The sequence below is a fragment of the Trichococcus ilyis genome (genome assembly GCF_900109135.1).
GTDB classification, from domain to species: Bacteria; Bacillota; Bacilli; order Lactobacillales; family Aerococcaceae; genus Trichococcus; species Trichococcus ilyis.
Window position 1 is genome coordinate 1 of the sequence record NZ_FNYT01000010.1, and the last position, 22714, is coordinate 22714.

Consider the following 22714-nt stretch of genomic DNA (forward strand, 5'->3'; position numbering starts at 1 on the left):
GCAGCGATTGGGGACGCGGCCCTGGCCCACGTAATATCTACTCTGGCGGTGCCGTCTGACTTCTTTTGAAATGGAGGTCGGGTCTTTGTCCAGGGAGCGGGCTATGGTGCGGAAGGAGTGGCGTTTTTCAAGTGAGTGTTGAATGGCGTAACGATCTTCAAGGGTTAAATGTTTCTGTGTTGTCATAGGTGAACACTTCCTTCTTTTTGTAAGTGAGGAAGCAAAACATTATCCACCTTGAATTATAGGCTGTTTGCAGGAGTGAATTCCACTCCCAGCTTTGCAGAAGTTAATTCCGTATTTTGAACCAGTCAACTGGAATTTAGTTTTTCAAATAACACCTGTTGCTGCTTTAATGTTTCCGGCTTCATGCGCTCGTGTTTTGCTTGCCAATGATTGATTAATATGCTACTATACGTATATAGATTTCTGAGGTGTTCGACTTATTCTCAATGTGTTGACCGAACAATTTATTACTACCTTGGGATCCTGTTTATTCCGGTGGATAACACGCCTTTTCATTTGGTAGTTAGAGACTGGATATTGGAGCCCACCTGCTTATATGCGGGTTCAAAACTAGTAGAATATACTCACCGGCACCATCGGATTTCTAATAAAGTTTTATACTTTTGGAGCTGCTCTCAGAGCGGCTTTTTTTGCAGACTGGAAAACGCGGGAACGCACTGATTAGGTGTCTATCCTGCAACTTCCTTGAGGAGAGGACGCCCATTGGCAGAATTATTGATCGCTCTTTTTTCATTATTGCTGGTTCTGACCGGCCTTTTCATGACAATGAAAGGCCCCACTGTTTTTGTGCTGGACCCCGATCGGGTAACCGAGCAGCAACGCCATCAGATTTGGCTCTTTTTCCGCAATGGCGGAGCCCTGTACATGTTGATCGGGTTTCTTTGCCTAGTGACGGTTTTCTTCAAGAGCACCCTGCTCTATGTCTTTGCCGTGCTTATCGCTTCAGGCTATACAGCTCTGTTCAGCATCCGGTTGGCTGGCATGATGAAAGATCAGAACGGCTGACCATGAATTTCTCGAAAACAACCGCATGCGCTTTCATTTTTATGGAAAGTGAAGTAAAATAAACTTGTAAGCGATACTAGTTTAGAGGAGTGGTTAATATGTTTCAAGAGTATAAGAAAATTTTGATACCGGTTGACGGATCCAGAGAATCAGAATTGTCCTTCCGCAAAGCAGTGGAAGTGGCCAAACGAAATAAAGCAGCCATCATCATTACTCATATTATCGATACGCGGGCCATACAGACCCCTACCGGCTTCGAAGGCAGCTTTACCGATGAAATCGTCCGCCAATCGAAAACGTTGATGGAAGAGTACAAAACCTATGCCACAAATGAAGGAATCGCGGACGTTCAGACCGTCATCGAATACGGCTCGCCGAAAGCCATCATCGCAAAGGACTTGCCCGGCGAATACGGCGTTGATTTGATCATGATCGGCGCGACCGGCCTGAATGCGGTCGAAAGACTGTTCATCGGTTCTGTATCCGAATACGTCATCCGAAATGCTCCATGCGATGTGCTCGTTGTTCGGACCGACCTCGAAAATAAACCAAAACCAAAAAAATGACAGGCAGTGAGCGGCTTTAGCACCGCTGCTTCAAAAAACAAAAAAATTCCGGCGCGCCTTTCGATGGCGCGCCGGAATTTTTTGTTGATTATGATCAGTGATGTTCGCTGAAACGAACGACGTCGCGAGCGATCATCAATTCTTCGTCAGTAGGGATCAACAATGCTTTTACTGTTGAATCATCAGTCGAAATGATTCTCTCAACGCCGCGGACGTTGTTCTTTTCATCGTCGATTTTGCAACCGAACCATGAAATGCCATCAATGATGATTTTGCGGGTAACAGCGGAATTTTCACCGACTCCGGCAGTGAAGACGATCGCATCCACACCGTTCATGATCGCAACATATTGACCGATGTATTTGATGATGCGGTTATGGAAGATATCCAAAGCGATTTGAGCGCGCTCGTTGCCGCCCTCTGCTGCTGTTTCAACATCGCGCATGTCGCTTGAAACGCCGGATAAGCCCAACAAACCTGATTTTTTGTTCAGGATCTCAACAAATTCGTTGATGTCCGTAATGCCCAGTTTGCCCATCAGGTAAGCGATCAATGATGCATCGATATCCCCTGAACGCGTCCCCATCGTGATGCCTGCCAAAGGAGTGAAGCCCATGGAAGTGTCGATCGATTTTCCGCCTTGGACTGCAGTGATCGATCCGCCGTTGCCGATATGGCAAGTAATAATCTTCAACTCTTCGATCGGTTTGCCCAGCATTTCGGCAGCACGTTCAGCAACGTATTTGTGGCTTGTTCCGTGTGCACCGTATTTTCTGGCAGCATATTTTTCGTAGTATTCCATCGGGATGCTGTACAGGTAATTCACTTTCGGCATTGTCGTATGGAAAGAAGTGTCGAATACGGCCACACTTGTGATTTCAGGCAACAATTTTTTGAATGCGCGGATTCCGGTGGCGTTCGCTGGATTGTGCAACGGTGCCAAATCGCCCAATTCTTCGATTTGTTCCAGGACAAGGTCATCCACAAGTGCGGAATCTTTGAAGATTTCTCCGCCGGCAACGACGCGGTGGCCGACGCCCGTGATTTCATCGTAGCTTGAAATGATGTTTAATGCCAACAACTGATCCAGCAAATTTTGGACTGCGATTTCATGGTTCGCGATATCTTCGGTTACTTGGAATTTTTCGCCTTCTCCGTGTTTGATTGTGAAGATGGAATCGTTCAAACCGATCCTTTCGATAATTCCGTTTGCCAGAACGTCCTTCTCAGGCATAGCATATAAGGTAAATTTCAAGCTTGAGCTACCAGCATTGATAGCGATGATTTTTGACATTTTTTTCTCTCCTTTAAATTGACTGATTTTTATTATATCTCTGCTAAATATTATATCATCTTTGCGCTCCAATTGTGGAAAATATCCAGGAAAGATTGCATCTTTTGTGCGTTTTTAAGATCTGGAATTTCGCCCAAAAGCACTTGTTTGGCTTGAATCGATTTTTCGCCATTTTTTTGAACAATAATGATTGATTTTTTCATTCCATTTTTATGGAACAGCTCAGCCGGAAGGCTCAGAAAAGCTTGTATATGAACGTTTTCTTTCAGCCACCCCATTAATACAGAACTTTTATCTGTTTCAAAAATATCAGAAGGAACGATAAAAACGCCCCAACCGGATTCTTTCAAATAGTTCACATTTTGTTCAAACATTAGAAAATGCGCAAAAGAATTCCCTTCCGAAAAGGCGGTTTTATAGTTCTTTGCGCGCTCATTTACCGGATAATAACCGACCGGAAAATCCGAGACGACGATATCCGACGGCTCAATCAACAGCTCCTGCAGACTGTCCGAATGCGTATAATGGATTTTATCAGACAACCCCAGCAAAGATCCGCTGTTGGCTGCAAGACTGATCAACAGGTCGTCGTTGTCCACCGCATCCGCGGTCACTTCATTTCCCCTGCCCTCAAGATGCGCCAAGACGATGTTGAGCAGATTCCCTGTCCCTGCGGCCAAGTCTGAAACATGCAGTTTTTCTGTCTTATTCTTTTTGATTTCGCCGATGAAATAAGCGATCAGATATGCGATGGTGTCGGGGGTCATCTGGTGGTTCATCTGCAGCTTGTCTTCCTTTGTTGCCCTGATGAAGGTCAACTGGATGCTTTTGCGGATGATCTCCTTGTCCAAGGTATCCAGATTCATCTTCTTGTACAGGCTGTCCAAGCGTTTCACCGCATCGTCTGAAGGCAAACCTTCCACTTGCTGGGCTTTTCCGCCGAAGGAAAGGTTTTCCAACGTCTCAGCCAACGCTTCAATATATGATAGCTCCGCCTCCGTTTGAAGCAATCTGATGGCTTCATCCATCAATCCGAAAAGACTTTCAACATTTGTTGCTTTCAAATCGTTCACCTACTCTTTCTGCCGCTTGAAAAGGCTACAAAAAAACCCGCGAAGGAAGTGACTGATCATTTTCCCTCGCAAGGTTTTTCGTGTGTATGTAATTGGTTGATCGGCAAAAGTACAAGTATTATTTAGCTGTAGGGTATACAGAAACTTGTTTTTTGTCACGGCCAAGACGTTCGAAACGAACGACACCGTCAACTTTTGCAAATAAAGTGTCATCTCCACCGATACCGACGTTCGTACCTGGATGAATTTTAGTTCCGCGTTGACGGTATAAAATTGATCCGCCTGTTACGGTTTGTCCATCAGCACGTTTAGCGCCTAAACGTTTTGATTGGGACTCACGGCCGTTTGAAGTAGAACCGCCCCCTTTTTTGTGGGCGAATAGTTGTAGATTCAATTTCAACATGGTTTGCACCTCCTTATTGAGTAGTACAGTTTTTATTGCATTTTTATGGACACATAATCCGGATATGTCTGAGCGACATCCTCCAATGAATAGAATAGATGCTTCAGTAAAATTTGTGTGATGTATTGCTGTTCAGCTTCGGTATCGGTCCGGATCTCTGCATAGAGATAACCGCCCTTTGCGTCCGCTTCATCGACAAGCATTTGATAGCCTGCCAGCCGTTCCACACTGTTGACAGTTTCGATGGCCAATACGGAAACGGCGGCGCAGATGATATCCTCACCGTGGACTCCGTAGCCGGCGTGGCCTGTGACTTCGAAAGAAATCAGGTTGCCGTAGTCATCTTCTCTGAATTTCACTTCAATCATGATTATTCACACTCTTATGCGTTGATTGCGTCAATGATTACTTTTGTATAAGGTTGACGATGACCTTGCTTGCGGTGTGTATCTTTTCTTCTCTTGTATTTGAAAGTAGTTACTTTCTTTTCTTTGCCCTGTTTTTCAACAGTGCCTTCTACAGAAGCACCTGTTACGAATGGAGCGCCAATTTTAGTTTCTTCTCCACCTACAAATACGATTTCATCAAAAGTTACTTTATCACCAGCTTCAGCATCTAATTTTTCAATGTAGATCGCTTGACCAACTTCAACTTTCAATTGTTTACCACCAGTTGCGATAATTGCGTACATATTCTCTGCACCTCCTTATTTTACTTAGACTCGCCAAACGAAGTGCCCTTGCGGATCTTAAGACTCCCGTTCGTGCGGTTGTAGCCGTGGTGCGCACATTTACAACATGAATAGTTTAACAAAAACCAGCGCGTACGTCAACCTAAATCATGTCATAAAAAAACAGGGCAGCTGCCCTGTTTTTCGGACTGTCGAACTTGTTGCGAACAGGCCCGGATTTTTGCGCTATATTCTCAAAGATCCTTGATGAATTCGCTTGAGGACACGATTCGCGTGCCGTATTGTTGCCCGAATTCGGTATCATGCGTGACGATCAGGACACCTGTCCCTCCAGCGGCGATTTCTTGGATCAGTTTGCCGATGCTGTCCGATGATTCGCGATCGAGGGCAGAGGTCGGTTCATCAAAACAAAGCACGCGCGGATTCAGCATCATCGCCCGGGCGATTGCGACCCTTTGCTTCTGCCCTCCGGACAGAGTGGACGGCATCGCATCCAGCTTGTCTTCCAGGCCCATCTGCTGCAATAAATCTGCCGCTTTCGCCGTCAGCTCCTCACGGCTGCCCAATTTTTGGGCAAGCGGCGCCTCCAATAAATTCTCCAGCACAGTCAAGTTCGGGAATAAGGCATAATCCTGAAAGACCATACCGATTTTGTTCTGGTAGAGTCGTCTCTGTTTGCGGTCCGCATATTCCGCACCCTTCAGCCCTTGCTTGCACAAAACCGCATCTTCGATGGAAATGGTGCCTTGATCCGCTCTTTCCAAATTGTTGAGCAAACGCATCAAGGTCGTCTTGCCGGTACCGGAACGTCCCACGAGTACAACGATTTCACTGGAATCGATGTGGAATGAAAAGTCATCGATCACTTTCGTGTCATGATAAGACTTAGTTAAATTCATTGCATTCAATAACATGATTGCCTTCCCCCCTAAAAGTTCCCTTTGGATTCAAGTTTATTCAGCAGCACCGTAATGATGGCCGTAACGGACAGGTAGACGATACCCACTGCCAGGAAAGGCACCAGCGAGGCATATGTATTCGCTGCAATCTGCCCTGCCCGCAACAGTTCCCCAAGACCGATGACATAAACCAAAGAAGTATCTTTTACTAAAGCAATCACTTCATTCCCTACCGAAGGCAAGACGATCTTGGTGACCTGCGGAATGATGATTTTGAAAAAACCTCTGAACTTGCCGATACCCAACACTGAAATGGCCTCAAACTGCCCTTTCGGAACCGCAGTGATCCCCCCGCGGAATATTTCCGCATAATAGGCAGCATAGTTGATCAAATATGCTAAAATTGCTGCGGAAAAACGATCCAATGTGATTCCGATGAGCGGCAAACCGAAGAAAACAAACATCAATTGCAGCAGCAACGGCGTCCCCCTCATGATGAAGACATATATCTGGATCAGAAAACCCAGCCACTTCGGTCCGTAAACCCGGATGACGGCAATCAGAAAACCTAACGGAATGCTGGAGATCCCTATGATGAAGAACAACGTGAGCGTCATCTTCAAGCCGTCAAACAATGATGGCAGTATCGTCTGTATCAAGTCCATTTCATAAACCTCTTTCTTACCCTGTATTTTCTTTATTCGCTATAAAACCATTTGTCGTATATTTCATCGAAGGTCCCGTCTGCCTTCATCTCGGCCAAAGCTGCATTGACCCGTTCTTGCAGCTCCGTGTTGCCTTTTTTGAAAGCGACCGCCATCTCGTCTTCCCCGAAGTTGTCTTCAAGGACACGATAAACGTCTTTGCCGGACTGCTTCATGTAGTAACGCCCATAGACTTCGCCCACGACGACGGCATCCACCCGCCCTGACTCCAAATCGCTGAAGGAATTATTGTTGGAAGGATAAAGCACCAGATCTCCGCCCAATTTTTCGAAGATCCCGGATGCATCTGCTTTGATTTTATCCACGGAGCTGGATGATTGCTGCGTCGAAACCAATTTCCCTTCCAGATCCGCTTTCGTCTGGATATCGCTGTCCTTCAAAACGATGATGGCTTGCGCATCCGTGATGTACGGTTCGCTCAAGAGGACTTTCTCGGCCCGCTCCGGTGTGATGGCGTAGCCGTTCCAGATCATGTCGATGTTCCCCGAATCCAGTTCGGTCTCCTTCATTGCCCAATCGATCGGCTGAAAAACCATTTCGGCCCCGATTCGTTCGCCAACCGCTTTCGCCAGATCGACATCGAAGCCGACGATTTCATTGTTCTCATCGCGGAAACCCATCGGCGCAAAAGTGTCATCCAACCCCACAATCAACCTTTCGGCAGCAACAGCTTCCGAACCGGCAGCAGACTCATCAGTGGTCCCACCACTGCACCCAGCCAACAACAATAACCCTGTTCCGATAAATACAGCTTTCTTGATCTGATCCAACATCCGGCTTCCCCCCTCAACAACCAATTTTGTTATTCAGCGAACCATGTTGCGTAGATTTCATCGTAGGTTCCGTCTTCACGCATTTCATTCATCGCTTTGTCGATCGCTTCTTTAAGAGCGCCATCTTCCTTGCGCAAACCCACACCGTATTCTTCTTCGCCAAAATTATCACTGAGGACGGTATACTTTTCCTCGCCTTTTTGTTTCATGGTGTAACGGCCCAATACTTCGTCAACGACGATTGCATCACTGCGTCCGCTTTCCAGATCGTTGAAGACATCATTGAAGGTAGGGTACAAAATCGGCGCGCCCCCATCAAACTCATCTGCAATTCCGGTTTCGTCGGCTTTGATGGCATCGAATGCTGCAGAGCCTTGTTGCGTCGCGACCACTTTCCCGGCCAAATCGGCTTTTGTCTTGATGTCGCTGTCTGCCATCGTGACGATGATTTGGCTGTTGTTCAGGTATGGTTCAGTGAACAGCACTTTCTCTTTGCGTTCCTCGGTGATGGTGTAGCCATTCCAGATCATGTCGATGTTCCCCGAGTCCAATTCGGTTTCCTTCATTGCCCAATCGATCGGCTGGAAAGTGATTTCCACATCCAGTCTTTCAGCAACCTCTTTCGCCAAGTCGACATCAAAACCAACGATTTCGCCGCTTTCATCCTTGAAGCCCATCGGCGCAAACGTGTCATCCAACCCCATGACCAATGTTTCTTTGATTCCCGAATCTGTCGATCCGGTCGCCGAAGAATCCTCAGCAGCTCCGCCTCCGCATGCTGCCAATAAACTTGTGGATGCCAACAACAATAGCACTAATTTCTTCATACTTTTCTCCTCCATATAATAAGTACTTTTTACTGCCGTTTTTTTTGCGCGGTCCCACAGAATGGCTCTTCCAATAAAAAAAGCCCTCTAACTTCCTGCTGAAAGTTAAAGGACGATTGAAGTCGTGGTTCCACCTTTTTTTGCGGCATCTTCACAGAGACCGCCTCATAACGTTCCGTTCGAAACGTCAGCGCTGTAACGGGCACAACCGAGTCAGCCTACTTGGGACAGCGGAAACTGTCGGTTCAGCTTTCTTGCTCAGAGATGTGATTTCACTGAATTCTATTGTCTGCTCGCACCACCCGCAGACTCTCTGGAAATAGGCAAAAGTTACTTTTTCTCTTCATTGCATTTAGAATTTAAGACAATGATACCACAGCATTTTGGAAATGCAAGCTTTTCATTAAAAAATATCTCATCCATTTCTAATCAGGATCAGTCATACATCCAGGCCACGAGCTTGAACAGCGGATAATACACCACGATGAACAAAACAAGGTTCAGCACAATCGTCGGGCCCAAACGGCCAGAAGCGAATGCGTTGAAATCAAGCTGCGTGAGTTCCATCAGGCTATAGAAACCAAAAACGAACGAATCGACCAGCACAATCGCCAGTATGAACAGCAAGGCCAGCACAAAAACATTTTCCGTCAAGTATTTCTGCATTTTTTTTACCAAATACACAATGACCGAAAAAGCGACTGCGTAGATGCCCAAAATACCGCTGTAGTAACTGTCGAACAGCAGCCCGAACAGAACCGCATATAGCTGCATCGGCTGCTTTGGGAAATAATAGGAAAAGAATACGAAACCAAACAAGGCCAAATGCGGCACGAGGGTATATTCCTCACTGAGAAACTGACCCGGGAAGGCATTGATCAAAAAACCGTCCAGAATCAAGAGCACGTACAGCACCACCGGGATGAAATAAGTGTGGTGCAAAGATCTGTTCTGCACCATCACTCACCACTCCCGCTCAAACGTTTGATGACCGTCACGAACCGGATATTGTAGACCTCTCCGGCCGGTTCGACCGTCACTTGTTTAAAGAGACCGTAGCTGTCCATGGAGACTTCCTTGACGGTACCGATCAGCAGCGCGCTTGGGGACACGCCTCCCAAGCCTGATGTGATCACGCTGTCGCCCGGATTGATCGCCGCATCCGGTGCGATCTGGGACATGGATAGCATCTTCGTATCCTCATCATAGCCATTGACGATGCCATGAACCGGTCCGGATTCGGTCTGGATTTCAGCCGACACGCGGTTTGTCGTATCGTTCGAAGTGGTCAACAAAAGGACTTTCGCACTGGTGGAATTGACTTCGGAGACGCGACCGATCAGACCGTTCCCGGCCATCACCGACATGTCAACTTCCACGCCGTCCTGGGATCCCTTGTCGATGACGATCTGATTCAGCCAACTGTCGGGGTTGCGGGATACCACGGAAGCATTGATTTGCTCATATTCTGATAACGTGTTCTTCAAATCAAGTTCTTCCTGCATCCGTGCATTTTCCTGCTCCAGATTATAGACTTTCACTTGCAGCTCATAAACGGTATCAATTTTACTTTTTAAAGATTGGTTTTCTTCATACGTATTCATCAGGTTATCGACTGAATCAACAAAATTCGCCACTACTTCCGCCGGCTTCGAGAATATCCTCGCAACGGAGCCTGTCACATCGTTCCCCACACGTTGCGGCGCCGATGTGTCTTCTCTGTTGTTGGTGAGAGAATATGCTATCAAGCTGATAAAGGTGATCACACTGACCAATAGGATAATCAATTTTTTATTGTTAAAAAACTGATTCACATTGACACCTCATTTCGTACATCACTTTCAATTGCATGCATTCTTTTACTGCCTAAAATTTTTACGTTTGTATACGTTGATATTCTTCAATGTTTCGCCTGTCCCGATGGAAACGCAATCCAACGGATCGTTGGCGATAAATACGGGGACTTCCGCCTCGGCGGAAATGACTTCGGCAATGTTCTTCAAAAGTGCGCCGCCGCCTGTCAAAACAATGCCGTGATCGATGACGTCAGCGGAAATTTCAGGAGGCGTCTCCTCCAGCACTTCCCTGACGGAATGGATGATGTTCTCGACCACATCATGAATCGCAACGGCTACATCCTCGGCATGGATTTCCAATGTCTTCGGCAGTCCGTTCACCATGTCCCGGCCGCGGATTTCCATGGAACCGTAGGAAGCCGCCTTCCCGATATCGGCACAGCCGATTGTTATTTTGATATTTTCGGCAGTCCGTTCCCCGATCAGCAAACCGTATTTTTTGCGAATGAATTGGATGATGGCCTCATCCATCCGATCCCCGCCGGCAGTGTTGGATCGGCTCGTAACGATCCCGCCAAGCGAAATCGTCGCAACATCCGTTGTGCCGCCGCCGATGTCCACCACCATGTTGCCGGTGGGCGCATGTACGGGAAGCCCAGCACCTACAGCAGCAGCGAAAGGCTCCTCTATGATGAAAGCCTCCTTGGCGCCGGCTGTCCGGGTTGCATCAAGAACAGCCCGTTTCTCAACTTCGGTTACACCGCTGGGCACGCAGACCATCACATACGGTTTGATGAACGCATTCCCAGTCGCTTTTTTGATGAAATATTTCATCATTGCGACAGTCGTATCATAATCCGCAATGACGCCTTCCTTCATCGGACGGGATGCCACAATCGTGCCAGGCGTTCTGCCGAGCATCTGAAAAGCTTCCTCCCCAACGGACAATATTTCGCCTGTATGGATATTTTTTGCGACGACAGAAGGTTCTCTGAATGCGATGCCTTTGCCGGCTATGAAAACGATCGTATTGGCCGTACCCAAATCGATTCCGATGTTTTTACCTTTAAAATTCAAACTTACCAAGTACTTCTCATCCTTCCGTCTGATTGACTACAAGCTCTCCCACAAACAAATTCTTTTCTATTTTACCACAAACCGGAACAAGAAAAACATCAATGTAACAAACAAAAGAAAGAATTAATCAATTTGACAGGAATGCCGCCGATCAGTAATACTGACGCCGAATCCCCAACCTAATTGACACAATATATTCACACCATTTGCGTTGGGCGTTCCAACACACCAAAGCTTGGAAGGAACGTCCGGTTATCGAAATGCTCATACTCGTGTCATGTAAAAAGGGCCCGAGACGATGTCCCGGACCCTTTGATCGATTAAGTTAAGGCAGATTAGATTTTTTCTACGTTGGAAGCTTGCGGTCCACGGTTTCCATCGACGATTTCGAATGAAACTGCTTGTCCTTCTTCCAAAGATTTGAAACCTTCACCCAAGATAGCTGAGAAGTGTACGAATACATCGTCTCCGTTTTCGCGTTCGATAAATCCAAAGCCTTTTTCTGCGTTAAACCATTTTACTGTTCCTTTTTCCATGAAAAATTCCTCCTCGTGCGCAGCACTTAAAAATGATATTCTTGCTTTTGGTACGATAGGAATGCTCATGACAATCTATTCTTTACCAAACAAAAACACTGACATAATCATATATCAGGATTTCTGATATTGCAAGTTTTTTGCCATCAAATTTTCATTTTCGCAGCAAAAACTAAATGATACCGTATTCCCGCAAACTGAGATATGCATCGACGCCGATGATGAAGTGGTCGAGGATTTCGATCCCCATCATTTCGCCGCATTCCACCATCCTTCGCGTAAAAACCAGATCGGCCTCCGAAGGATCAGGGTTCCCGGAAGGATGATTGTGCGCAAGGATGATCCGCGCAGCCGCAAACCTGACCGCCTCCCGGAAAATCTCGCGGGGATGGGCAACCGAACTGTTCAGGCTGCCGATGAAAATCGTCTTTTTCTTGATGATTTCATTCTTTGTGTTCAGATAGACCGCCACCACATGCTCTTGCTGGAGGTCGCGCATCTCTTTCTGCAAAAGCGTCCCTGCACTCTGAGTGGAGGTGATCGTTCCGCTCTTCAATTGCGTCGCATTGGCTATGCGGACTCCCAATTCGACGCAGGCTTTGATTTCGATCGCTTTGGTTCGGCCGATTCCGTTGATCGAAGTCAATTCTTCCAACGATGCCATCTTCAAGGAATGCAGATCCTCGAACTCATTCAATACCCGTAACGCCAATTGCATGACATTGCTGTCCCTGGGTCCCGTCCGCAGAATGATCGCCAGCAGCTCGTGCGTCGCGAGCGCTTTTTCTCCGAATTGATCCAACCTTTCGCGCGGCCGCGAGGCTTTGGGAACCTCCATCAGCAGATTTGTTTCTTGCACCATCTTGTTTTACCCCTTTCCTTCCGTCTATCTGATAGATACGCAGGAATGAGCCGAACAAGTTATTTCTCTTTCAACCAATCCATGACCGCATGCAGATCCGGCAAAACAGCGGTCGTTTTTGCTTTCGCTTCGTCATCTGGAACGATCAGATCCGGGATCATGATCACTTCAATGCCCGCATCGAAAGCTGCGCGGACACCATTCAGCGAATCTTCCAGGATCAGGCAGTCTTCCTTCGGAATGCCGAGGGGTTTCCAGGCGCTCAGGAAAATCTCCGGATCCGGTTTGGCGAAGGATACTTCATCGCCGCAGACCTGGTAGCGGAAATACTGCGAAATGTCAGCCAACTCAAGGTAAAAACAGACTTCCCTCCGTCTGCTGCTGGAAGCGACAACGCAAACCACTCCTTCCGCCTTCAGAAAGGCCAGCAGATCGTGAAGGCCTTTTTTGATCGGAAGCCCCTGCTCGGAAGCGATGTCCGTCTGCCTCTTTTTCATTTTCCTCAGGAAACGTTCCGCCAGTTCAGCATCGCCGAAGTCGGAAGCCAATTCCGGCATCACATCTTTATCGGATCGCCCTACTTGTTTCAGGTAATAATCGAAGTCGAAGGCTATCGGCAAAGCGAGCTCTTCCGCCAATTCACGCTGCGCCTGATACCCCAGCGTTTCCGTGTCGAACATAAGTCCATCCATATCGAAAATGACCGCTTTTTTACGCATCTGAAAACTCCTTGTCATTTAATAAATAATGCCTTACTTCGGAAAGGAAATAAAGCGAACCGGTAATCAACAGCATGCCCCTGTCGGATTGCTGCGCCTTCAGATCGTCGATGGCAACGCGCCAATCCCCATAGGCTGCAGATTCCGGTGCGCCGATCCGCTCGCAAAGCTCAGTGACCGATGCTGCCCTCGGGAAATCGAAACTGGTCACGTACAGTTTGCTGCCGGGGATCGATTTGATCAACCGGCCCATCTCCTCCAGATCTTTATCCGCCAAAGCCGCCAACAGAACCGTGATTTCCTTGTCAGGAAACTTCTGCTTGATCGCTTCGGTCAGCACTTCCATGGCAGGGATGTTATGGGCACCATCCAGCATGACAAACGGTGCCTGCGAAACAATTTCCATCCGCACCGGCCAAACCGTCCCCAGAAATCCGGTTTTGATTGTGGCCTCCGAATAAGCCAAAGCGTATTTCTGGCAGAACAGCAAGAAAGCCTGCAACGCAGTGGCGGCATTATCCACCTGATGGCCGCCCATCAAGGCAATTTCAAGGTTTTCGTAACTCCCCAACGGAGAGCTGAAATCAAAGACTTCATGGTAGGCGGACCCGCCCTGCCAATTCGAGACGCTGAAATCCCGGCCGAACGCATACAGAGGCGCTGCCATTTTTTCGGCAGTGTCCCGCATCACCGCCAACGCCTCTTCAGGCAGTCTGCCGACGACGACGGGCGTCCCTTGTTTGATGATGCCGGCTTTCTGGTAGGCGATCTCCCCGATGCTGTCCCCGAGGATATTGCTGTGGTCTTTACCTATCGTTGTGATGAGCGACAAGTCCGGCTCGGCTACATTGGTGCTGTCGTACAGTCCTCCCAAGCCGACCTCCAGCAAGACGACATCGCAAGGGTGTGACCCGAAATAGGAGAACATCATGGCGGTCACCACTTCAAATTCCGTCAGCGGCCCCATATCCGTCTGGCTGATTTCCTCATAAAGTGCGTACAACAGGTTCGCTTGCTCCAAAACGTCTTCATCCGGGATGTTTTCTCCATTGATGCCGATTCTTTCGTTGAAGCTGACGATATGGGGCGAGGTGAACGTCCCCACCGAATAGCCAGCCGCCATGAACAGGCTTCTTAAATAAGCAACATTCGAGCCTTTTCCATTTGTTCCGGCGATATGGATGGATCTGAATTTACGTTCCGGGTGACCCAGCCGTTCCATCAACCATTCCATCCGGACTATGCCCGGTTTAGGCCCCATCCCTTTGCGGGTATGGATCCACTCCATTGCTTCTTCATAAGTTGCAAACATCCAGCTCTACACTCCTTTTCCATTTAAGAAGAACCCTATTTACAAAGGCTTTTGCTAAATAGGGTTCTTCCTGTTCAATTCGCTTCCCCGATTAAGCTAATTGTTCTTTCAGGGCAGTGATGCGTTCTTCGACAGCCGCCAATTTTTCGCGGTATTCCGTTTCTTTTTGCTTCTCCCCATCGACAACAGCCTGTGGGGCTTTGCTGATGAATTTTTCGTTGTTCAACTTGCTTTCCACACGGTTGACTTCTTTTGCCAATTTCTCCGCTTCCTTCTCAAGACGGGAAATCTCATCTTCCAATTTGATCAGGCCGGCCAACGGCATATAGACTTCTCCGCCTGAAAAGACTGCGGTGACGGCATCGCTGGCAGCTTGGATCTGTTGGCTGATTTCGAGTGTGTCCGGATTGCAGAAGCGGAAGATGTACGATTCGTTGGCGCGGAAAATCGCTTCGGTCGCTGCGTCGTTCACTTTCAGCTGCATCGGAACTTTTTTGGACAATGGTGTGTTCATTTCAGCGCGGACATTGCGGACGCCGCGGATCAGTTCGATCAGTTTTTCCATCGCTTCTTCGGCTGCTTCATCGATCTGGCTGTAATCCGCTTCCGGATAGGCTGCCGTCACAATGGATTCGCCTTGATGCGGTACATTTTGCCAGATTTCTTCGGTGACGAACGGCATGACCGGATGCAGCAAGCGCAAGACGTTATCCAAGACGTACGCCAGGATGCTGCGGGTTGTCTGTTTTGCCGCTTCGTTTTCCCCTTGCAGCACCTCTTTGGACATTTCGATGTACCAGTCGCAATAATCGTCCCAGATGAAACGGTACAACAGGCGTCCGGCTTCACCGAACTCAAATTTTTCGAACAGATCCGTCACTTTTGTGATGGTCTTGTTCAGGCTGGAAAGGATCCATTTGTCTGCGATTGTCTTTTCCCCGGAGATATCGATATTGTCGAACGTCAGGTCCTCCAAATTCAGCAGCACATACCGGCTGGCATTCCAGATTTTGTTGATGAAGTTCCAGGCTGCATCCATCTTCTCGTAGCTGAAGCGGACGTCCTGACCGGGAGCGGACCCGTTCGCCAGGAACCAACGCAGCGCATCGGCGCCGTATTTTTCGACGACTTCCATCGGATCGATTCCGTTCCCGAGCGATTTGCTCATTTTGCGGCCTTGCTCATCGCGGATCAGGCCATGGATCAGCACATTCTCGAACGGGCGTTTTTCCGTGAATTCCAGACTCTGGAAAATCATCCGGCTTACCCAGAAGAAGATGATGTCGTAACCGGTCACCAGCGTGCTGGTAGGGAAGTAGCGTTTGAAATCTTCCGCATCCTCATCCGGCCAGCCCATTGTCGAGAACGGCCACAGCGCGGAGCTGAACCATGTATCCAGAACGTCTTCGTCCTGCGTCCAGTTTTCGCTGTCGCTCGGCGCTCCCATGCCTACGTACATTTCGCCGGTTTCCTTGTGGTACCAAGCCGGGATCTGGTGTCCCCACCAAAGTTGGCGCGAGATGACCCAATCATGGACATTTTCCATCCAAGTCAGGAAGGTGTTCTCAAAGCGTTCCGGATAGAAGGATACCTTCCCGTCCGTGTTTTGGTTCTGGACGGCCTGCTCGGCCAATGGTTGCATCTTGACGAACCATTGCGTGGAGATGCGCGGCTCGACAACGACGTTCGTGCGCTCAGAATGGCCGACGCTGTGGGTCATTTCTTCCACCTTCACAAGATAACCCAGTTCCTCCATATCTTTCACGATCGCTTTTCTGGCCGCGAAACGGTCCATGCCGGCATATTTGCCTGCCAGTTCGTTCATCGTCGCATCATCGTTCATGACGTTCACTTGCGGCAAATTGTGGCGCAAACCGACTTCAAAGTCGTTCGGATCATGAGCCGGTGTGATTTTCACGACGCCAGTCCCGAAATCCCTTTCGACATAATCATCGGCTATGACCGGGATTTCCCGGTTCACCAACGGCAAAGTCACCGTTTTTCCGATGAATTGCTGGTATCTCTCGTCTTCCGGATGAACGGCAACAGCCGTGTCGCCCAGCATGGTTTCAGGGCGGGTCGTCGCCAACTCCAAATAGCCTGAACCATCCGTCATCGGATAGCGGAAATGATAGAAAGCGCCCTGGACATCCTTATGAATAACTTCGATATCGGACAGGGCCGTTTTAGCTTTGGGATCCCAGTTGATGATATAAGCGCCGCGATAGATCAAGCCTTTTTCGTACAATCCGACGAAGACTTTGCGCACCGCATCGGACAGACCTTCATCCAACGTGAATCGTTCACGGTCGTAATCGACGGAAATACCCATTTTGCCCCATTGCTCACGGATGACGCTGGCGTAGTCCTCTTTCCATTCCCAAACCTTGTCCACGAAAGCTTCCCGGCCCAAATCGTAGCGGGTGACGCCTTCCTCGGCCAATTTAGCTTCGACTTTGGCTTGGGTCGCGATGCCCGCGTGGTCCATCCCCGGCAGCCACAAAGTGTCGAAACCTTGCATGCGTTTTTGGCGGATCAGCATATCCTGCAGCGTCACATCCCAGGCATGGCCCAAGTGCAGCCTGCCGGTTACGTTCGGAGGCGGAATGACGATCGAATACGGTTTTTTGCTCTTGTCTCCGCTTGGCTTGAACAGCCCTTCTTCCACCCATTTTTGATATTTCCCGGATTCCACTTGTTGGGGTTGATACTTTGTCGGCATTGCGTCTGCTTTAGACATTCAGCCACTTCCTCTCTTTTTCATTGATTTGTTGCATTGATTTGTTGCGAAAAAAAACGTCCTGCATACGAATATGCAGGACGATATGATCGCGGTACCACCTAAATTACAGGAAACGGATTCCTGTCTCTCTTTTTGATAACGGAGAATGCTCCGAGCTGCGCTACCCAGTCCATCCGAGGACCTTCACACAACTTGCTCACAAGCTACTTCACTTTCCTTCCCCAAAAAAGCTTTCACCAAACGCTTTTCTCTCTTATGTGGTTCCGGGCAAGCTACTCTTCTTGATCGACGCTTTATGTATACTTCACTAGTTTAGCACCTTTTCATTGAAATCTCAATGCGATTACAGCAAATTTTTGGCCGCCGCCAAGGCTGCGGCTTCATTCGGTTCCGTCGCGATTTCAGGAACGATTTCCATGTAGGAAAGAATGCCTTCTTTGTCGATGACAAAGACGCTGCGCGCCAACTTGTTGTCCATTTTGGGGATCTTCAGTCCGTAGGCTTCCGCAAATTCGCCCGCATCATCATGCAGCATCTGCATATCGATGCCGTTTGCCGAACACCAGTTGATCAATTCTTCTTTTGTATTTTTAGAAACCGACAACAAGGTCAAGCCCTCGATATTCGCCGCCGTCTCGTTGAATGCGCGCGTTTGTCTGTCGCAGACGCTCGTATTGATGTCCGGGAATACGCTGATCAGAACAACCGAACCGCGCAAATCATCCAAAGATACCTTTTCGTCTTTTGTGTTGTACAAAGAAAAGGCCGGCGCCTTCTCCCCAACTACAGGCTGCGTCCCTAAAACCTCAACCGGTTCACCCTTTAATGTCACTTGCATGAAAACATTCCCCCTTATCCGATAATACTTCCATTATACAGATAAGCCATGATTTATGGTAAGGATACGCTCTCGCATGCCGTTCACAGCAAATCGGAAAAGAGCGCCTCATCCTGGCTGGCGGTGTCCTCCCGGCCGGTGATGTTCGACACCACAATGCCGGCGACTGCGCGCGCCACGAGCGGTTCCACATCGAGCAGCGCTTCGAAACGTCTCGCCTTGTCCAGATTCGGCTTGGTTTTGGGCGACGGCGGAGCAAAAATCGTGCAGCAATCCTCGAACGGCTGCACCGACAAATCGAAGGTATCGATTTTTTGCGCCAACTCGATGATCTCCAATTTATCCATCGTCGCCACAGGACGGATGATCGGCGTGGTCGTGACGTCATTGATCGCAACCATGCTTTCCAGCGTCTGGGATGCGACTTGGGCCAGGGATTCCCCGTTAAAGATCGCCCGCCCTTTGCGTTCCGCTCTGATAGCATCGGTGATCCGCAGCATCATCCGGCGCGTGATCGTCATCAGGTAATCCGCCGGCACCTTCTCCTTGATTTCTTCCTGGATTTCGGTGAACGGCACTTCGATGAACTGGATTTCGCCGCCGAATTTAGTCAATTTGGCCGCCAAATCTTTGGCCTTCTGCAATGCTTGCGGGCTCGTGTAAGGCGGACTGTGGAAATGCACGGCCTCGATCTTGACGCCGCGCTTCATGGCCAGATAGCCGGCAACCGGCGAATCGATGCCGCCGGAAAGCATCAGCATGCCTCTGCCGCCAGAACCGACCGGCAAGCCGCCCGCGCCCTGGAACGTCTGCGTGCTGAGCATGATGCCGCCCGTTTTGATGTCCACGCGCACAAGGATATCCGGTTGTTTCATCTTGACCGAAATGTCGGGAAAAGCATTCAGCACAGTCTCCCCCAGTTCGGCATTCATGAAGGTCGTGTCATATTCGTAGCTATGATCCGAACGGCGGGTCGCGATCTTGAATGTCTTTCCGGCCGTCCCCATTTTGGCGAGCAACTCCACCAGAACCCGTTTCACTTCATCGAGATCACGCGACACGAGATAGACCGGGGAGTAATTCTGGATGCCGAACACATGCTGCAGGCGTTCGATGATGACTGCCTCGTCGGCGCCGTTCAGTTCCAGCAGCATGAAGTCATGCTCGGGTTTTATTTTGATCTGCGGATGATCTTTCGTAACCATCCGGACGTTTTGCGCCAACTGTTGCACAAAGCGTTTTTTGTTTTTCCCTTTGGTCGACAGTTCGCCAAAGCGGATTTGAATGTGTGTTTCCATTTATCTTCTCTTCCAATCTCTTGCGTATTCTATTGTATCTTCTGGAACTTTTCGTGCAGGGAGCGGAAATGTTCGATGAAGGCTTCCGCTTCCGCCTCCGTGTTTTCGCCGGCTAGGCTGATCCTGACTGCGCACTGGCTCCAGGAAACCGGCACACCCATCGACCCCAACGTATAAGGCGTCCCCTTCTTTCTGCTTGAGCAGGCGCTGGTGGTTGAAATGAAGATGCCCTGGCTTTCGAAAGCATGGACCATCACTTCTCCCCGAACCCCTTTCATGGCGAAGCAGAGGATGTGGCTGGCTCCGTCTTCAGGCGAGAAGATCCGGACATCCTCATATTCCGAAAGGGCAGCGGACAACTTGTCCCGCAAAAGCTGTTCTTGTTTCCGGCTGGCTCCGCTGTCCGCGAGAGCCATGCGCAAAGCTTTCGCCATCGCTGCGACGCCCCCGACATTCTCAGTCGTGCTGCGCATCCCCGCTTCTTGACCGCCCCCTGTCAACAATGGCGCGATCCGTTTGCCATGCTTTTTGTACAGGATCCCGACGCCTTTGGGGCCGTGGAACTTATGCGCGGAAAGCGACAGGAGATCCACCCGCGGATGCCGGATCAGCGGCTCGCATTCACCGACCGCCTGCACGGCATCCACGTGAAAATGGACCCAAGGGTAGTTTTCCAGCAGATTGCCGATCGCTTCGATCGGCTGGATGCTGCCGACTTCATTGTTGATGGCCATGACGCTGACCAGGATCGTATCTTTCCGGATGGCCTTCTCAAGCTCCTCAAGCGTCACGATTCCGTTCCCATCGACGGGCAGATAGGTGATCTCAAAACCTAACTTTTCCAGCTGTTCCAGCGATTTCGTGACCGCAGGATGCTCTACAGCCGAAGCGATCATGTGCTTCCCGGCAGCGAACTTTTCCATTGCGGTTCCTTTGATCGCCCAGTTGTCGCTTTCTGTGCCGCCGCTTGTAAAGAAAATCTCATCCGGTCGGGCGCCCAGCAGTTGCGCGATCTGTTTGCGCGCTTGCTGCAGCAAAGCATCCGCTTCGTTGCCTAATTTGTGCAGGCTGGAAGGATTCCCAAAAAATTGTTCATTCACCTTCCGGTATGTATCCAGCACTTCCGGATACATTTTGGTTGTCGCACTGTTATCGAAATAAATCATTTATGTCCACACTTCCTTACTGACTTTGCGCTCATATCGGGCATCCTATCCATTATATAGAAAATGCCGGGCCATTAAAAGCTTACGGCTCAAATTTCTTGCGATTGCGTCCGCCTATCGGAAAAGGAGAGCGGGACAGAACGCGTTTACGCAAACTATGTTCGGACGCAAGTAAAAAGGCCGGGATTTTGTCCCGGCCTCCTTGCGTTCTGTTTTTTGCTGCGTTTAATAGTAACGGCGCTCTTTTTCTTCCTGGTAGGATTCTTCCACTTTGCGGGCAGCACCGGCTTCGACACGGTTCAACGGAATTCTGATGGCTTCCAAAGAACCTTCGTAGTCGTATTCGCGATGGAAAAGCACCAACGCTTTATTGATGGCATTCTCGATTTCCACATGCGAATGGCGGTAACGGTTTGCGTACTGGATCATGTATTCCGTCAGCATCGCGTTGTCCACGATCGCTTGCGTTTGGTTATCCAACATTTCGATGTCTTCTTCGCACATTTTGGAGATGGCATCGATTTCGTCCATATCGATCTTCACGCGGTTCAGCTTGGAGGCCAGATCCTCGATGCGGTCCGTGACCGAGAAGAAAAGATCCAAGTAGACTTTCGGCAATCCCGGCAGATGGTACTTTTCGATCGTGCGTTTCATATTGCGCATATCCAACTCGTACAGATCGATGCTGTCCTTGATTTCCTTCTCACGGTTGCGCAAATCGCTGAGATTGCTGACCAATTCAGACTGCTCCTTGTCGATTTCCGAAAGGCGTTGGCTGATTTTTTCGTAATAATCGCGCACGACCGAGTAGGAAATTTCATGTTCCTTCATCATCTTTTCATAATAGCGCAACGCTTCGTTTTCTTTCAGCAATTGCTCTTCGAATTCCTGCGCGCGGCCCAATTCGTTTTTGTTCAGGAAATAATTCTGGGAGACGCGATCGATTTCGAGCAGCACATAACGGTTGCTCTGAAGGACATGGTCCATTTTCTTTTGCAGATTGGCTGTGTGCCTGCCCACAAAGTCCTTGGCTTCCATTTCCCTTTCCATGATGGCATAAACCGCTTCAATATCGCGCTCGACCTTATCCATCTTCTTGGCCGCTTCATTGATGTCGGCAAGGCCGATGGAATCTTTCGCTTCCTGGATTTCTTTTTCGACTGCGGCGATCTCGGCAGAGACATCCACACCTTCGAAAATGTACTTCTCATCCAAAAGGCGCTGGTAGCCGTCTTTCAGATCGACCACTTGCTCTTCGTACTCGGTCTTGATTTTTTCGTTCAGTTCCGGAATCTTTTCGACGACCTCTTCCATCACGAGCAGGTCCTGTTCGATGCGCGAAAGGATTTCTTTGGCTTCCATATGGTCGCCTTCGTTCGTCAAGGAGTTGAATTTCGTGAAGTCCAATTCCATGTAATTCAGGTTCTTCTCCAACGTTTCGATGGCCGGGCCGAACGTGAAGCTGTGCGCCAACAGCTGTTTGCGGATTTTGTTGTAGCGCTCTTGAATTTCTTCCAATTCTTTGCGGTTTTCCTGGGCGCTTTCCAACAATTTTTCGAGCGCCTTGTTCACCTTTTCCACACTGCTCTTCGTTTCGTCGATCAACTGATCGGCTTGCGAAATGGCTTGCTTCGCCTTGATGAAGTTCATGCGTTGGATGTATTGTTCGGCACTGACCAGCGCTGCCTCAATCTCAGGATACTGAAACCGCGTGATGGTCTGCCACGTAGCTTGCCAACTCTCATACGTGCGCTTCGTCTGCCCTGTCAAATTCATATTTTTCAATGTGAACAGATTATCGGCGACCGGTATGGCCATCGCTTTTTGTTTCTTCTCATCGATTTCTTTGATCCGATTCGACTGTTGCCTCGTCAGGTACATGATCGCACCGTAACCGATCAATACTATCAATATTATCGCCACTAACCAATATATAAACTCCATCAATAAATCCTCCACCTATTCCGACAATTTCGTTTATTTGATATTAAAATTGAAAACGCCCAATATATCTCATTTTTTAGTATAACATAGAAAGAACCAATCAGAAACCAGAAAATAATCGGGAAACTGAATTCCTTTCC

The 22714-nt window shown here is 48.8% G+C and carries 24 protein-coding genes, 1 other RNA gene and 3 other annotated features; of the genes, 3 read left to right on the top strand and 22 right to left on the bottom strand.

From position 1 onward, the window contains the following. Positions 1-186, bottom strand: a 186-nt coding sequence (locus tag BMX58_RS06255) for a helix-turn-helix domain-containing protein (protein ID WP_131814051.1), incomplete at its 3' end; no start/stop codon positions are given. Between the two features lie 237 nt (positions 187-423). Here BMX58_RS06255 and ssrS point away from each other — a divergent pair. The 3 genes from ssrS to BMX58_RS06270 all read left to right on the top strand — a co-directional run bounded on the left by ssrS (position 424) and on the right by BMX58_RS06270 (position 1598). Beyond that, positions 424-613, top strand: a non-coding RNA gene (gene ssrS / locus BMX58_RS06260) — 6S RNA. 116 nt (positions 614-729) lie between these two features. After that, positions 730-1032: a hypothetical protein gene (locus BMX58_RS06265; protein ID WP_068623191.1), complete on the top strand. Its 303-nt coding sequence runs from the start codon at positions 730-732 to the stop codon at positions 1030-1032. A gap of 98 nt (positions 1033-1130) precedes the next feature. Continuing rightward, positions 1131-1598, top strand: a complete 468-nt coding sequence (locus BMX58_RS06270; RefSeq protein WP_068623192.1) for a universal stress protein — start codon at positions 1131-1133, stop codon at positions 1596-1598. Positions 1599-1692: 94 nt separating this feature from the next. On the opposite strand, the gene BMX58_RS06275 is transcribed toward BMX58_RS06270, so the two are convergent. The 21 genes from BMX58_RS06275 to BMX58_RS06375 form a co-directional block, all read right to left on the bottom strand. Beyond that, positions 1693-2892 (bottom strand): acetate/propionate family kinase, encoded by a 1200-nt coding sequence (locus BMX58_RS06275; protein WP_068623193.1) that lies wholly within the window; start codon positions 2890-2892, stop codon positions 1693-1695. 50 nt (positions 2893-2942) lie between these two features. Beyond that, positions 2943-3956, bottom strand: a complete 1014-nt coding sequence (locus BMX58_RS06280) for a class I SAM-dependent methyltransferase (RefSeq protein WP_131814053.1) — start codon at positions 3954-3956, stop codon at positions 2943-2945. 127 nt (positions 3957-4083) lie between these two features. Further along, positions 4084-4368 carry a 50S ribosomal protein L27 gene (rpmA, locus tag BMX58_RS06285; RefSeq protein WP_068623194.1) on the bottom strand — a complete coding sequence of 95 codons (285 nt, stop codon included), beginning with the start codon at positions 4366-4368 and terminating at the stop codon, positions 4084-4086. A 32-nt stretch (positions 4369-4400) separates the two neighbouring features. Beyond that, the gene (locus tag BMX58_RS06290; protein ID WP_068623195.1) at positions 4401-4736 is read right to left on the bottom strand and encodes a ribosomal-processing cysteine protease Prp; all 336 of its coding nucleotides are present in this window, start codon (positions 4734-4736) and stop codon (positions 4401-4403) included. Positions 4737-4750: 14 nt separating this feature from the next. Next, complete coding sequence (rplU, locus tag BMX58_RS06295; protein WP_068623196.1) at positions 4751-5059, bottom strand: 50S ribosomal protein L21; 309 nt, start codon at positions 5057-5059, stop codon at positions 4751-4753. 16 nt (positions 5060-5075) lie between these two features. Then, positions 5076-5149, bottom strand: a sequence feature (ribosomal protein L21 leader region). A 143-nt stretch (positions 5150-5292) separates the two neighbouring features. Continuing rightward, positions 5293-5973 carry an amino acid ABC transporter ATP-binding protein gene (locus BMX58_RS06300; protein ID WP_068623197.1) on the bottom strand — a complete coding sequence of 227 codons (681 nt, stop codon included), beginning with the start codon at positions 5971-5973 and terminating at the stop codon, positions 5293-5295. A 14-nt stretch (positions 5974-5987) separates the two neighbouring features. Continuing rightward, positions 5988-6623, bottom strand: coding sequence for an amino acid ABC transporter permease (locus BMX58_RS06305; RefSeq protein ID WP_068623198.1), 636 nt, complete (start codon positions 6621-6623; stop codon positions 5988-5990). Between the two features lie 32 nt (positions 6624-6655). Beyond that, positions 6656-7456 carry an amino acid ABC transporter substrate-binding protein gene (locus BMX58_RS06310; RefSeq protein WP_239420559.1) on the bottom strand — a complete coding sequence of 267 codons (801 nt, stop codon included), beginning with the start codon at positions 7454-7456 and terminating at the stop codon, positions 6656-6658. A gap of 29 nt (positions 7457-7485) precedes the next feature. After that, positions 7486-8283, bottom strand: coding sequence for an amino acid ABC transporter substrate-binding protein (locus tag BMX58_RS06315; protein ID WP_084253937.1), 798 nt, complete (start codon positions 8281-8283; stop codon positions 7486-7488). Between the two features lie 105 nt (positions 8284-8388). Further along, positions 8389-8639: a binding site (T-box leader), on the bottom strand. 79 nt (positions 8640-8718) lie between these two features. After that, positions 8719-9243, bottom strand: coding sequence for a rod shape-determining protein MreD (mreD, locus tag BMX58_RS06320; RefSeq protein WP_068623200.1), 525 nt, complete (start codon positions 9241-9243; stop codon positions 8719-8721). Beyond that, on the bottom strand, positions 9243-10097 hold the full coding sequence (gene mreC / locus BMX58_RS06325) for a rod shape-determining protein MreC (RefSeq protein WP_068623201.1): 855 nt from the start codon (positions 10095-10097) through the stop codon (positions 9243-9245). The genes mreD and mreC overlap by 1 nt, the downstream gene beginning before the upstream one ends. Positions 10098-10142: 45 nt before the next feature. After that, positions 10143-11156, bottom strand: a complete 1014-nt coding sequence (locus tag BMX58_RS06330; protein WP_068623273.1) for a rod shape-determining protein — start codon at positions 11154-11156, stop codon at positions 10143-10145. Positions 11157-11491: 335 nt separating this feature from the next. Continuing rightward, complete coding sequence (locus BMX58_RS06335; RefSeq protein WP_068623202.1) at positions 11492-11692, bottom strand: cold-shock protein; 201 nt, start codon at positions 11690-11692, stop codon at positions 11492-11494. Positions 11693-11864: 172 nt separating this feature from the next. Then, positions 11865-12554, bottom strand: a complete 690-nt coding sequence (gene radC / locus BMX58_RS06340) for a RadC family protein (RefSeq protein ID WP_068623203.1) — start codon at positions 12552-12554, stop codon at positions 11865-11867. A 59-nt stretch (positions 12555-12613) separates the two neighbouring features. Further along, on the bottom strand, positions 12614-13273 hold the full coding sequence (locus tag BMX58_RS06345; protein WP_068623204.1) for an HAD family hydrolase: 660 nt from the start codon (positions 13271-13273) through the stop codon (positions 12614-12616). Next, entirely contained in the window at positions 13266-14585 is a 1320-nt protein-coding gene (locus tag BMX58_RS06350; RefSeq protein ID WP_068623205.1) for a bifunctional folylpolyglutamate synthase/dihydrofolate synthase, read from the bottom strand. Before BMX58_RS06350 ends, BMX58_RS06345 begins: the two co-directional genes overlap by 8 nt. A 91-nt stretch (positions 14586-14676) precedes the next feature. Further along, positions 14677-17325 (bottom strand): valine--tRNA ligase, encoded by a 2649-nt coding sequence (locus BMX58_RS06355; protein WP_068623206.1) that lies wholly within the window; start codon positions 17323-17325, stop codon positions 14677-14679. A gap of 73 nt (positions 17326-17398) precedes the next feature. Further along, positions 17399-17626, bottom strand: a binding site (T-box leader). Positions 17627-17671: 45 nt separating this feature from the next. Then, positions 17672-18166 carry a thiol peroxidase gene (tpx, locus tag BMX58_RS06360; protein ID WP_068623207.1) on the bottom strand — a complete coding sequence of 165 codons (495 nt, stop codon included), beginning with the start codon at positions 18164-18166 and terminating at the stop codon, positions 17672-17674. Positions 18167-18249: 83 nt separating this feature from the next. Further along, positions 18250-19464, bottom strand: coding sequence for a tRNA uracil 4-sulfurtransferase ThiI (thiI, locus tag BMX58_RS06365; protein WP_068623208.1), 1215 nt, complete (start codon positions 19462-19464; stop codon positions 18250-18252). 29 nt (positions 19465-19493) lie between these two features. Further along, entirely contained in the window at positions 19494-20630 is a 1137-nt protein-coding gene (locus BMX58_RS06370; protein WP_068623209.1) for a cysteine desulfurase family protein, read from the bottom strand. A gap of 225 nt (positions 20631-20855) precedes the next feature. Further along, positions 20856-22574 carry a septation ring formation regulator EzrA gene (locus BMX58_RS06375; protein ID WP_068623210.1) on the bottom strand — a complete coding sequence of 573 codons (1719 nt, stop codon included), beginning with the start codon at positions 22572-22574 and terminating at the stop codon, positions 20856-20858. Between the last annotated feature and the right edge of the window lie 140 nt (positions 22575-22714).